General features: G+C 39.6%; 13 protein-coding genes and 1 pseudogene. 10 read left to right on the plus strand and 4 right to left on the minus strand.

Annotation, left to right across the window (positions count from 1 at the left end; translation table 11 throughout):
- Window positions 1–42 precede the first annotated feature (42 nt).
- Window positions 43–1590, minus strand: a complete 1548-nt coding sequence (locus P20480_RS06785) for a capsule assembly Wzi family protein (protein WP_008130641.1) — start codon at window positions 1588–1590, stop codon at window positions 43–45.
- A 169-nt stretch (window positions 1591–1759) separates the two neighbouring features.
- On the opposite strand from P20480_RS06785, the gene P20480_RS06780 reads away from it, so the two are divergent.
- Together P20480_RS06780 and P20480_RS06775 are read left to right on the plus strand one after the other, a co-directional pair.
- A complete protein-coding gene (locus P20480_RS06780) occupies window positions 1760–2833 on the plus strand; it encodes a glycosyltransferase family 28 protein (protein ID WP_008130652.1) in 1074 nt (357 codons plus the stop codon).
- A complete protein-coding gene (locus tag P20480_RS06775) occupies window positions 2830–3915 on the plus strand; it encodes a glycosyltransferase (protein ID WP_008130653.1) in 1086 nt (361 codons plus the stop codon). Before P20480_RS06780 ends, P20480_RS06775 begins: the two co-directional genes overlap by 4 nt.
- On the opposite strand, the gene P20480_RS06770 is transcribed toward P20480_RS06775, so the two are convergent.
- Window positions 3904–4626, minus strand: coding sequence for a 3-deoxy-D-manno-octulosonic acid kinase (locus P20480_RS06770; RefSeq protein WP_008130656.1), 723 nt, complete (start codon window positions 4624–4626; stop codon window positions 3904–3906). The genes P20480_RS06775 and P20480_RS06770 overlap by 12 nt on opposite strands.
- Window positions 4627–4749: 123 nt before the next feature.
- Here P20480_RS06770 and P20480_RS06765 point away from each other — a divergent pair, with 123 nt between their 5' ends.
- The 6 genes from P20480_RS06765 to glpG all read left to right on the plus strand — a co-directional run bounded on the left by P20480_RS06765 (window position 4750) and on the right by glpG (window position 10012).
- Window positions 4750–5811, plus strand: coding sequence for a glycosyltransferase family 9 protein (locus P20480_RS06765; protein WP_008130658.1), 1062 nt, complete (start codon window positions 4750–4752; stop codon window positions 5809–5811).
- 2 nt (window positions 5812–5813) lie between these two features.
- Window positions 5814–6368, plus strand: a complete 555-nt coding sequence (gene gmhB, locus P20480_RS06760; RefSeq protein WP_008130664.1) for a D-glycero-beta-D-manno-heptose 1,7-bisphosphate 7-phosphatase — start codon at window positions 5814–5816, stop codon at window positions 6366–6368.
- Between the two features lie 168 nt (window positions 6369–6536).
- The gene (locus tag P20480_RS06755) at window positions 6537–7733 is read left to right on the plus strand and encodes a glycine C-acetyltransferase (protein WP_006791581.1); all 1197 of its coding nucleotides are present in this window, start codon (window positions 6537–6539) and stop codon (window positions 7731–7733) included.
- A gap of 43 nt (window positions 7734–7776) precedes the next feature.
- Window positions 7777–8802, plus strand: a complete 1026-nt coding sequence (gene tdh / locus P20480_RS06750; RefSeq protein WP_006791580.1) for an L-threonine 3-dehydrogenase — start codon at window positions 7777–7779, stop codon at window positions 8800–8802.
- Between the two features lie 68 nt (window positions 8803–8870).
- The gene (gene glpE / locus P20480_RS06745) at window positions 8871–9188 is read left to right on the plus strand and encodes a thiosulfate sulfurtransferase GlpE (protein ID WP_033025582.1); all 318 of its coding nucleotides are present in this window, start codon (window positions 8871–8873) and stop codon (window positions 9186–9188) included.
- On the plus strand, window positions 9185–10012 hold the full coding sequence (gene glpG / locus P20480_RS06740; protein WP_008130667.1) for a rhomboid family intramembrane serine protease GlpG: 828 nt from the start codon (window positions 9185–9187) through the stop codon (window positions 10010–10012). The genes glpE and glpG overlap by 4 nt, the downstream gene beginning before the upstream one ends.
- A gap of 2 nt (window positions 10013–10014) precedes the next feature.
- On the opposite strand, the gene P20480_RS06735 is transcribed toward glpG, so the two are convergent.
- Entirely contained in the window at window positions 10015–10413 is a 399-nt protein-coding gene (locus P20480_RS06735; protein ID WP_008130669.1) for a flagellar basal body-associated protein FliL, read from the minus strand.
- Window positions 10414–10580: 167 nt separating this feature from the next.
- Between P20480_RS06735 and P20480_RS06730 the strand changes: the two genes are divergently transcribed.
- Window positions 10581–11120 (plus strand): chorismate--pyruvate lyase family protein, encoded by a 540-nt coding sequence (locus P20480_RS06730; RefSeq protein ID WP_008130670.1) that lies wholly within the window; start codon window positions 10581–10583, stop codon window positions 11118–11120.
- Entirely contained in the window at window positions 11117–11995 is an 879-nt protein-coding gene (gene ubiA, locus P20480_RS06725; RefSeq protein ID WP_008130671.1) for a 4-hydroxybenzoate octaprenyltransferase, read from the plus strand. Before P20480_RS06730 ends, ubiA begins: the two co-directional genes overlap by 4 nt.
- Window positions 11996–12000: 5 nt before the next feature.
- Here ubiA and P20480_RS18305 read toward each other — a convergent pair.
- Window positions 12001–12326 (minus strand): annotated as a pseudogene (locus P20480_RS18305) (2OG-Fe(II) oxygenase); the annotation flags it as partial.

The raw sequence follows: 12326 nt of genomic DNA on the forward strand, positions 1-12326 counted from the left end.
CCCTTTTTTTAAAGCCTAAATATAGTGTATTTAAAATACTGGCTAAAAGTTATATTCGTATTTAGCAAAGGCAGATGTGTCATTTTCTGCATCGTCATTTTGAGATGCAAAAGCACCTAATGTTAAACGCCCACCCATAGTGATTTTTCTATAGCGAAGCTCAAGCTGTTTAGAACTGTAGCCAGTCTTGGTTATTGAGTTACCAATGTCAGGATTGTTCGGGTATAAATCACTGTTGTCGCTGTTGTAATCCACGCTGCGTAGCTTTGCTTGCCAATCATCGCCGTTTGAAAGTTGCCCAAGTATTGTTAATACAACTGATTGCGCATCATTATCAAACGTTGAGCCTATGGTGCGGCCATGGTAACGGTAACCTGATTTATAATCTGAGTGTTCGTAATAACAGTTTTCATTGGTTGATTCCGCTGCGCACGAAACACCCGTATCTATGTATTCTACATTCACTAATACATTTTGATCGTAAATACGTTGGGTCGTTTGCACACCAAATAAATAAGCTCGGTCAGCAGGTTTAAATTGTGAGCTGGCATCCTCACCTATGGTGCTGGCATAAATGGCGTATGGGTGGCTAAACAATGTGTCAGACCAGCGAATATCGAGGCCTGCAAGTTGATTTCCAATTTTAGACTCTAGCTGACTGTCGCAATTTTCATTACCATTAATGCAAGTTGTTTGCCCTGTAATGACATCAATAAAATCACCAGCAGAACTTGGCTGACCTTCACCTGCCCACTGCGCCGACCAACTTACTGCAATTTCTAATTGTTGTAGTGGGCGTATATTTAAGCGACTACTCCACAGTAATGCATCAGGAATCACTCTGGTTGATTCGAGCTTGGCCATTTGTGCTGTAAAACTCCATTGGCCTATCCAGCTTAACCAAGGTGTTTCAAAGGCGGTGCTTTGTTCACGCGTAATACTTAAAGCGGGAAGCGGCTTTGCATTGCCAGACATTATCAAGCTATTGTCGATACCAGGTCCCCAAAATTGCTCAACAGCACCGCCTCTAAATATCCAATTACCTAGCCTATAGGCTACGTAACTACCATCAAATGAGGTATCGTCACAATCAGTTAATGCTTGCTCATCTTTTACAATGTCATCGCTAGTTTTTCCGTTAATGAAGCATTTTTTACCGTCTTTTCTAGAGCTTAGTGCAACTTTAGCGGCAAAATTATCACCTAGGTAGGCATACGCTGCCGAAAGCGCTGATTTTTGAGTGTTGGTCGCGCCAAAGCTCGTTGTATGTATTGGATCTGTGGCTGCATAAGCTGATAATTGCACACTATGTGAACTTGCGTTTTCAGATTTATAACGATGCTTTACACGCAGTAATGCGTCTTGCAAGCTTGGAGATAATTGCTCGATGGGCATACTGTTAACATCATTAATAAAGCTCTTCCACATTAATGGGTATGTTGTTACCGGCGCTAAAATAATACCGGCGTCGGCTAGCTGTTGTATGTCAGCTTTTAGTCCGTAGTCATCTGGTTTAACCCATGGTTCAGCATTAACAGATAAACTGATAGCACTAAATAATGTTGAAAGAATAAAAATTCTGTGTCGCAAAGTTCAGGTCCTTGTGATTAAAATTGCTGGCAAGTTTACCAATCTAAGTATGTTATTGCAGTAAATATTCAAATTTATAGGGTCAATTAAATGTATAAAAATGTAACCTATCTATCGTAACAAAGGCCTGATTGATATACTAAAGATCAAATAGGAAATTGAGAATGCAATGAGCAACAAACGACTTTTATTTATTCCAGTATCGTCACCAGAAGGAATTGGTGAATATATGCGCTCGTTGTTGTTGGCTAATGGGTTGCTCGCTGAGTTTGCTGGGATGCTTGATATTCATTTTATTTTAAACAAGCACACAACTTACGCCGATGTTTGCCCCTTTGATACCACTTTACTTGAGAGCTCAGCAACCAAAGAAGTTGCATTAGTGTGTGACTTTATCACTGCATACAAACCCGACGTTGTTGTTTTTGATTGTGCTGGGCGCGCAGCACATATGAAAGCGGCAAAAGAGGTGGGTGCTAAAGTTGTTTTTATTTCTCAACATGAAAAAAAGCGCGCAAAAGGGTTAAAGCTCAATCGTGCAAATTTAATTGATGCACATTGGGTTGTACAGCCAGACTATTGTATTGCGCCATTAAGTTGGGTAGAAAATACAAAGCTAGATATGTTTCCCCTTGCTTATCCACGTAATGTTGGGCCTTTTGTTGCACACGCTTCAGAGGAGCAAAAAAAGCAAGTGTTGAACAAATATGGCCTTGAAGAAAATAATTACTTATTAGTAAATGCAGGTTCTGGTGGGCATACATTTAATAATTTAAATTGTGCAGATACCTACTTCGATACCGCGCTTAAAGCGGGTAAAAAAACGGGTTTAAAAACAGTGGTGGTGTTTGGTTCCAATTATACAAAAATATTACCAAAAACAAGCGAGATTATTTGTTTAACAAGTTTAGAGGGAACTGATTTTTTAGCTTTATTGAGTCAAGCAAAGTTGGCTCTATTGAGTGCTGGTGATACTTTGTTGCAGGCTATTGCATTGCAAACTCCTGTTATAGCTTGTGCTATTTCAAAAGACCAACATACCCGCTTAGAAAATTGCGTTAATGCAGGCGTAGCCATCAAAGCAAGCCTTAATCCTGATGATATAGTGTCTAAAATTGAATACGCAATAGATAACAGGCACTATGAGCCTCTCTTGGCTAAATATCGTAAATTAGAGAGTCCTCAAAGTTATAGTGTAATTACGAGTGCGGTAAAAAATATGCTTGCAGGAAGCCGTGCATGAACATTGTAATTGTTATTGACTCCCTTGTTGGCGGTGGTGCAGAAAAAGTTATGCTTACTTTAGCTGAGCAACTTGTTGAACTTGAGCATCACGTTACTTTATTGTCAATTGCAAGCTCCATTGAATATGACATCCCTGAATGCATTAATGTCGATAGTTTATTTCCTGATAGGGCATCGAAGGTTGATCGCTTTTGGAACATAAATAAAAGCGTTGCGAAGTTAGAAGCCTGGTTTAACAATAAACAAAGAGATATTGGTACTATAGATTTAGTACTTTCAAATCTTGATAGAAGCAATAATTTACTCGCTAAAAGCACGGTTAAAAATGTACATTTTGTTGTGCATAACTCAGTAAATTCAGAGCTTGCTAGGCAAAAAAAGCTAGGTCCGTTCTCTTATCGCTATCTTAAAAAATCAAAGCAAAACTTAAATGGTAAGTCACTCGTTTGTGTATCTAAAGGGGTAGAGCAAGAAATCACTCAAGGCGATTTAATTACCCCAAGTGCAATAACCACTATTTATAACCCCTTTAATTTAGCCGAAATAAAACGCCAATCTGTTGACGTTAATATAGCTATTCCGCAGTCGCCTTATTTGATTCATGTAGGGCGTTTAGCTAAACAAAAACGTCACGATATTTTATTTGCGGCATTTGCCAAGCTTGATAAAAAATACAAATTGGTTCTTTTATGTAATAAGCCTAGCAAAGCATTTAAGCTTGCAAAAGAGTATGGCATTGCAGAGCAGCTGATTGTCCCTGGTTTTGAACAAAATCCGTATAATTGGATTAAGCAGGCTGAAGCATTGGTGTTGAGCTCTGACTTTGAAGGGTTGCCAACAGTATTAATTGAAGCATTAGCTGTTGGCACGCCGGTAGTAAGTACTAATTGTACGTTTGGGCCTAGCGAAATATTAACAGGCGAGCTGGCTAATTACTTAGTACCTATAGAAAATAGCGAAGAGCTAGCGGCTAAAATAAAACACGTTTTAGCAAATAAGCCGAGTGTGGAAAGCGCCGATATTTTGCAAAAAGTGGATGCTAAGCTAGTAGCTCAGCAGTATTTGGCTCTACGCAGATAGTTTTTGGCTATAAAGGGCATTGAACGTTTCCCAATCATTGCTTTGCCAATTAAAGACGCTATTACGGCCTTGTTCTTTTGAAAATGAACGCTTTAAGCGCGCTATATTACTTTGTTGCCATTGCGGGTTAGGAACTTTTAACTCCCCGCGATCAAAGTCGATAATATATACGTCGCCGTCTTCATTAAATAAAATATTATTGATATTTAAATCGGCGTGATACACCCCTTTGTTATGAAATAGCGCAATAGTGTTGGCTATGCTTTCAAGCTCACTACTATTTAAAGGGCGCTCAATTAGAACGTCGAGCAGGCTTTTAGCGCCGCTAACCGCTTGTGTAATTATATCGCCGCGGTAAATCAAACCACTAGTGCTTACTCTGGCTGCAATTGGCTTGGGTACATTTAGACCGAGTTCAATAAGCTTTATCATTAAGCTGAACTCTTTACATACACGGGTGTTTTTAAGGCCAAGATAGAGGTATTGATCGCTCAATACCTTACCAACCAAACCGCCACGCCAGTAATGCCTAAGTACAGCAGTTAAATCATCATGTTTAAAAAACCATGCTGTAGCGCGGCCTTTTTTAGCGCCTACTATTTTATTTTGCTTTTGCCAATAAGTTGCATCAAACCAGCTTATATCAACAAGGTTAAAATAATCTGGATGGCTTAAAATAGTGTGTTTGCCTTGCGTTAGTGTTTTAAACATAGCTCGTTAAAATAATTCAATAATAGGTATATATTAACGTGTTTTATGGCGCAGGATAAGTGCTTGCATTAACGCGAGTATAATTTAAGATCCCAGCATACTATTTAAAGCCTAACGGAATGCGTGACTCAAGTGCCTAACTACTCCTCTATTTGTATTTTAAGACTCTCTGCTATTGGTGATGTATGTCATGCTGTTAGTGCTGTTCAAGCAATTCAAAAAGCGCACCCTAATGCAAAAATAACCTGGGTAATGGGTAAAGTAGAGGCTATGTTACTTGCTGATTTACCAGGCGTAGAGCTGGTGATCTTTGATAAAAAAGAAGGTAAGGCTGCGCTTAAAAAATTAAAAAACACCTTTAATGGTAAGCAGTTTGACGTGCTTCTTAATATGCAGGTGGCATTAAGAGCAGGCTTTGTAGCACGCTGTATCCCTGCAAAAGTAAAAATAGGCTTTGATTGGGCACGCTCAAAAGAACTACACAGTTTGTTTATAAATAAACGTATAGCCCCGCAAAAAGAAGCGCATGTGCTAGAGGGGTTCAAAGGGTTTGCGGGTGCAATTGGTGTAGATGATTACACGCCTACATGGCGAATGCCTTACAACGCACAAGATCAAAACAAAGCAGATGAGTTACTAGGGCAAGAGTATTTAGCCAACAAGCTATTTGTAATTTCGCCAGCGGCTAGTAAAGCTCAGCGAAACTGGTTGCCTGAACGTTATGCCGTACTTGCTGACTACGCGCATGAGCAAGGTTTTAATGTTGCTTTAACCGGCGGACCTACTGAGCTTGAAGTAAATTTAGCGAATAACATTATAAAACATAGCAATAGCCCAATTTTAAATTTAGTTGGTAAAACAAAGCTTAAAGAGCTGCTATGTGTTTTAAAAAGAGCTGATTTAGTTCTTGCCCCCGATACTGGCCCTGCTCATATGGCAGTAACCGTTGGCACACCAGTTGTTGGTTTATATGCTCACTCGAACCCTGCACGCACTGGCCCTTATTTATATCAAGATTATGTGGTAGAGGTTTATCATCAAAATTTACTTGAGCAAACGGGTAAAACTGCGCAGCAAGTCCCCTGGGGTACCCGAGTTAAAGGGGATGATTTAATGAGCCAAATAACGACAGATAGCGTAAAAACAATGTTTGACCATGTTGTGAACAAAGAGGGGCTTGAGTGAGTATGAAACTACATAAAGCGCTTTTTTTAGACCGTGACGGCGTGGTTAATGTAGACCACGGCTATGTATATCAAAGTGAAAAGTTTGAATTTATTAAGGGCATTTTTAGCACCTGTAAAAAGTTTTATGATGCAGGCTACAAAATTATAGTAGTGACTAACCAATCAGGTATTGGGCGTGGTTATTATACCGAAGCTGATTTTTTAGCGGTCACCCAGTGGATGAAAACGCAATTTAGTAACCACAACATTGAAATTGCCGATGTTTATTTTTGTCCTCATCACCCTAAAAAGGCGTTGCCCGAATATTTTAAGCAATGTGATTGCAGAAAGCCAGCCCCAGGCATGTTGCTGCAAGGCATTAAGGAGCATAATATCGATCCTGAGCAGAGTATTATGGTTGGTGATAAGCTCAGTGACATGCAAGCAGCTCAAAAAGCCGGTATTGCAACCCAAGTATTAGTGCGGTCGGGGCAAAGCTTTGACGAAAGCGCAAAGCAACATGCTGATTTAGTGATTGATTCAATAGATGATTTAACTAAACGTTTACCGTTATAAAAACACGCTTTATTTAAGCGTGTAAACTGGCACATATTCCTTACATTGAGCGCGTTTGCGACGAACTGCAAACCGTGCATTTTTCTCGTTAAACTTTTACAATACACACCATCATAAACAGTGGCATAAACGTTGTTGTTTACCCGTTCAATTAAATGGAGACTACAGATGAGAGCATCTGCTTTTTTTAGCCAATTACAAGAGCAAATTGAAGACGTTAAAGCCCAAGGCCTTTATAAAAGCGAGCGTATAATTACCTCGCAGCAACAAGCTCAAATTGAAGTAGCATCTGGCGATAAAGTTATTAACTTTTGTGCTAACAACTACCTTGGCCTAGCAAATAGCCCTGAGTTAATTAAAGCAGCGCAAGGCGGTTTAGACGACCACGGTTTTGGTGTGGCCTCTGTGCGTTTCATCTGTGGTACGCAAGACATTCACAAAACACTTGAGCAAAAAATTAGTGCATTTTTAGAAACCGAAGACACCATTTTATACTCTTCTTGTTTTGATGCTAATACAGGCTTGTTTGAAACTATTTTAGGTGCAGAAGATGCGATTATCTCTGATTCACTTAACCATGCTTCGATTATTGATGGCGTTCGTTTATGTAAAGCTAAGCGTTTTCGCTATGCAAATAACGACATGGCTGATCTAGAAAAGCAATTAATTGCCGCAGACGAAGCGGGCGCTAAAACAAAGTTAATTGCCACCGATGGCGTGTTCTCTATGGATGGCGTAATTTGTAACTTAGAAGCTGTGTGCGATTTAGCTGATAAGTACGATGCGCTTGTTATGGTTGATGACTCTCACGCTGTAGGCTTTGTTGGCGAAAATGGCAAGGGTACACCTGAATACTGTAACGTACTTGACCGTGTAGATATAATTACTGGTACATTGGGTAAAGCGCTGGGCGGCGCATCAGGTGGTTACACTTCAGGTAAAAAAGAAATTGTTGAGTGGTTACGTCAGCGTTCGCGCCCTTACTTATTCTCAAATTCATTAGCACCTTCAATTGTAACTGCATCAATTAAAGTACTAGAGATGCTTGAAAATGGTGGCGAGCTTCGCGCTAAGCTTTGGTCTAATGCTAAATATTTCCGTGAGCAAATGGAAGCGGCAGGCTTTACCTGCGCAGGTAAAGATCATGCCATCATTCCTGTGATGCTAGGTGACGCTAAAGTGGCCTCACTTATGGCTGATAAATTACTTGCAGAAGGTATTTATGTGACTGGTTTTTCATTCCCTGTTGTACCAAAAGGCCAAGCACGTATTCGTACGCAAATATCAGCAGCGCACAGTATAGAGCAGCTAGATACAGCTATTGCAGCCTTTACCCGCATTGGTAAAGAAATGGGCGTTATTTAATTTTTAAAACTAAGAAATGACTTGGTTTTTGTGAGCGTAAATTATGAAAGCATTATCTAAATTAAAAGCAGAACCGGGTATCTGGATGACAGATGCACCTAAGCCTGAAGTGGGCCATAACGATCTGTTAATTAAAATACGTAAAACAGCGATTTGTGGCACCGACGTTCATATTTATAAATGGGACGAGTGGGCGAGTAAAACAATTCCTACACCTATGGTTGTTGGCCATGAATACGTTGGTGAAGTGGTTGATATGGGTCAAGAAGTTCGCGGTTTTTCAGTGGGTGACCGGGTATCTGGCGAAGGTCATATTACCTGTGGGCATTGTCGAAATTGTCGTGCTGGGCGTGTGCATTTATGCCGTAACACCACAGGAGTTGGTGTTAATCGCGAAGGCGCGTTTGCTGAGTACTTGGTGATCCCTGCATTTAATGCATTTAAAATTCCAGACAACATATCTGACGAATTAGCCTCTATTTTTGACCCATTTGGCAATGCTGTACACACAGCCCTTTCGTTTGATCTAGTAGGAGAAGATGTACTAATCACTGGTGCCGGTCCTATAGGTATTATGGCTGCAGCTGTTGCAAAACATGTAGGTGCGCGTCATGTAGTAATTACTGATGTTAACGAGTACCGATTAGAGCTTGCCCGCAAAATGGGCGCAACTCGCGCGGTGAATGTTGCAAATGAAAAGCTTGAAGATGTTATGACCGACCTAGGCATGACAGAAGGCTTTGATATTGGTCTTGAAATGTCGGGCGTGCCAAGTGCATTTAATTCAATGCTTAACAATATGAACCATGGTGGCAAAATTGCCATGCTCGGTATTCCACCATCAGACATGGCAGTAGATTGGAACCAAGTTATTTTTAAAGGTTTAGTGATTAAAGGTATTTATGGTCGCGAAATGTTTGAAACCTGGTACAAAATGGCAAGTTTAATACAGTCAGGTCTTAATTTAAGCCCAATCATTACACATCAATATTCTGTAGATGACTTCCAAGCTGGCTTTGATATGATGATTTCAGGTCAGTCAGGAAAAGTAATTTTAAACTGGGATTAATTCCATAAAAAATTGCAAGAAGGGCGGCTATGGCCGCCTTTTTTATTTTATTTATTAAAGAGAGTTCAATGGCATTTAAACATATATCTATTGCGCAAACGCATGAGTTATTAGACAAAGAAGACGTAGTAATTGCAGATATACGCGATCCTAACTCGTATCAAGCAGGTCATATTCCGGGATCCGAGGCACTATCGAACGCAAATATTGCCCAGTTTATGATGGAAAAAGAGTTTGATCAGCCCATTATTATTGTTTGTTACCACGGCATGAGCTCGCAAGGTGCTGCAAGTTACTTAGTTGAGCAAGGTTTTGAGGATGTATATAGCATGGATGGTGGTTTTACAGCCTGGGAAGCGGCCTACAGCGAGAATGTTGAACGATGATAGAGCTTGGCAGTTTAAATAACCCGCGTGCCGCACAAGGCTTTATAGATTATTTAAAAAGCCAAGGTTTAGACGGGCACTTACATTCAACTGATGGTAGTCACGTTATTATTAGCGTATCTGAAGAGCATTTTCATCAGGTACAGCCGCTTTGGGCTGAGTTTACTCAAAACCCAGGCCATTCTCGTTACCAGCAAGCTTCTTGGAGTGTAGGTAGTACGCAATCACCTTTAAAATACCAAGGGCAATCGCTTAACCTTAAAGCGCGGTTCAAAGCGCTGAGTTGGCTTAATCAATCGGTAAGTGTACTCAGTATTGTTATTTATGTTGCATTTTTACTGGGTGGTTTCGAGAGCATTTATTCTGCATTACAGTTTAACCCCTCATACCCATTGACGTGGTTTACGCCAGCCTTGGTTCACTTTAGTGCTATACATATTGTGTTTAACTTAATTTGGTGGATATCGCTTGGTGACAATATTGAAAAACAATGCGGAAAATTGAGCTTAATTGGCCTGTTTTTTATTACTGCTTTAATTAGTAGTTGGGCGCAATATTTAATTGTTGGGCCTAATTTTGGTGGGCTAAGTGGCGTGGTATACGGCTTACTGGGGTATTGCTGGATCCATAGCTTTTTAAATCCAGAAAAACCCGCATTGGTGAGTACCTCAATTATAGGTTTTATGCTTGTTTGGTTAGTACTTGGTTTTGCTGATGTGTTGTTTATTGGAATGGCTAATTGGGCACATTTAGGAGGGCTAGTGAGCGGAATGGCGTTTGCCTACACCGCTCAACTGTTTACTAAAAAGCATACAAATAGTTGAATTTAGTGGTACAAATACTTTGTAAATAGTACTTCACGTATAATTTCTTGGCCTGTTTCTTCTTTTAACAGGCTTTTTAATTTTTCTATACATTTTGCGCGAATTTCTTCTCGACCAGTCAATGACTTTATTTTTTCTTCTGGCTCTTTCGAAAAAATCTCTACAATAGCATCTCTTAATAAAGGGGTATGATGTTCAACAATGGCAATGTCTGAATTGTTACTAAGCATTAGGTCAACGGTAACGCGCACGTAACCCATTTTTTTACTTGATGCGCCAATATAATTAGTAATTATGTCAGGTTCAAAACCAAAATAACCAACCGTTGACTCTGCACGGGCACTTAGGCTCACTAAACTCATAATTAATGTAAAAAGACCTACGTATACTATTTTTTTCATATTTAAAGCGTTTCCGAAAACCTGTTGTAAATAGTTTATACTTAATAATAGGTAATAAACAGCGCCAAGCAATTATTTATATTAGTTACTTAGGTTGGTGAATAGGCACTTTTTCAAATGCTTAGGCAATGTTATCATTTGCTTGGATTATATTTTATTGAGTTATTGTGACAACTTTTCCTTTATCTTTATCAGCTAACTGGCTATCGGATATACAAACCGATGACTTAACACCTACAGAGCAAGAATGGCTTTTTGAGCCGCATTCTTTAACCGCTAAGCTAAAAAGTAAAGCAACCTCTTTTAGTGTAAAAGTACTCAGCGAACAGGCGTTTAATTTAAGTCATGAACAACAGCAATTACTAGGCTGTAAAACGTCATCGGCGTTAAACCGAGAGGTGCTTCTGTTGTGCGATAGTAACCCCATGGTTTACGCTCAAAGTTGGCTGCCAAATAACCAAACGCACAACTCGCTTCATAATATGGGGGAGCGCCCTTTAGGCGATGTTATTTTTCAACAACCTGAGCTTGTTCGTCAAAATATTGAAATCGCGCGTTTTGATAGCAAACATTCATTACAGAATTTGGTTACCCAGCTAAATTTACCAACTCAAACTCTATTAGGCAGGCGTAGCGTGTTTTCGTTAAATGATTACCAATTTTTGGTGGCGGAAGTATTTTTACCTGGGGCGTACCTTTACTCATGAAATTAGCAGGTTTAAAAGCAAAACATTTTTCTTATTATTTACAGCTTATGCGTGTTGATAAGCCCATAGGTACTTTATTGCTTTTATGGCCAACCTATTGGGCTTTATGGCTCGCAAATAGTGGGATGCCGAGCTTAATTAATTTTATAGTGTTTACTTTGGGGGTTGTAGTAATGCGTAGTGCAGGCTGCGTGATAAATGATTTTGCAGATAGAAAAATAGATGGTTCTGTAAAACGCACAGCCCAACGTCCTCTTGCATCTGGTACTGTCGCAAGCGGCGAAGCGCTAAGTCTATTTTTATTACTGATCACTTTAGCGTTTATTTTGGTTTTAATGCTGAGCGTTAACACTATTTTATTGTCTGTTGGAGCACTTGCGCTCGCGTTTTGCTATCCGTTTATGAAGCGATATACCCAGTTGCCACAAGTCGTGCTGGGTGCAGCATTTGGTTGGGCAATTCCTATGGCTTATATGGCATCTATTGATGCATTACCTCTTCAGGCTTGGTTGCTGTTTGTTGCTAATGTATGCTGGACGGTTGCGTACGATACCATGTATGCCATGGTCGATAGAGATGATGATATTAAAATTGGTGTTAAATCTACCGCTATTTTATTTGGTCGCTTTGACCGCCATATCATTTTTATATTAAATGCTCTATTTATCGCACTTGTTGCTTATATTGGGGTAATTAACCAGTTAAATATGGCTTTTTGGGCTGGATTACTTATAGCCACAGCATTACTCGTTTACCAACAAGTATTAATTTTAAAGCGTAATAGAAACGAATGCTTTAAAGCTTTTTTAAATAATCATTATGTTGGTATGGCTATTTTTATTGGTTTATTGCTCTCGTACCCCATTAACATTTAGCTATATTAACGAGGTGGATCAACTATTCCGCTAATGGATGCGTTTTTTCTAAACCAGCCAGCAATTGAATACCGATTATCTACTGCTGGTAATACTTCGTGAACAAAGCGTTCGCTTTCAAATAAAACTAATGTCCCCGCTTCTGGCGAAATGCTCACTTCAACCACTTTGCTTTTAGGCTTATAAATAACAAGCTCACCGCCCGCATTGGGCGTGTTTAAGTATAAAACGCTAGTAAATACTCTATTAGATCGTCCTTTAAATGCATCGACATGTTTTTATAAAAATCACCGTGAGTGTATTTTGCGTAGTGGCATTCGTAATCAAACAG

Source organism: Pseudoalteromonas sp. BSi20480 (assembly GCF_000241365.1).
In the GTDB taxonomy this organism is placed as follows: Bacteria; Pseudomonadota; Gammaproteobacteria; order Enterobacterales; family Alteromonadaceae; genus Pseudoalteromonas; species Pseudoalteromonas marina.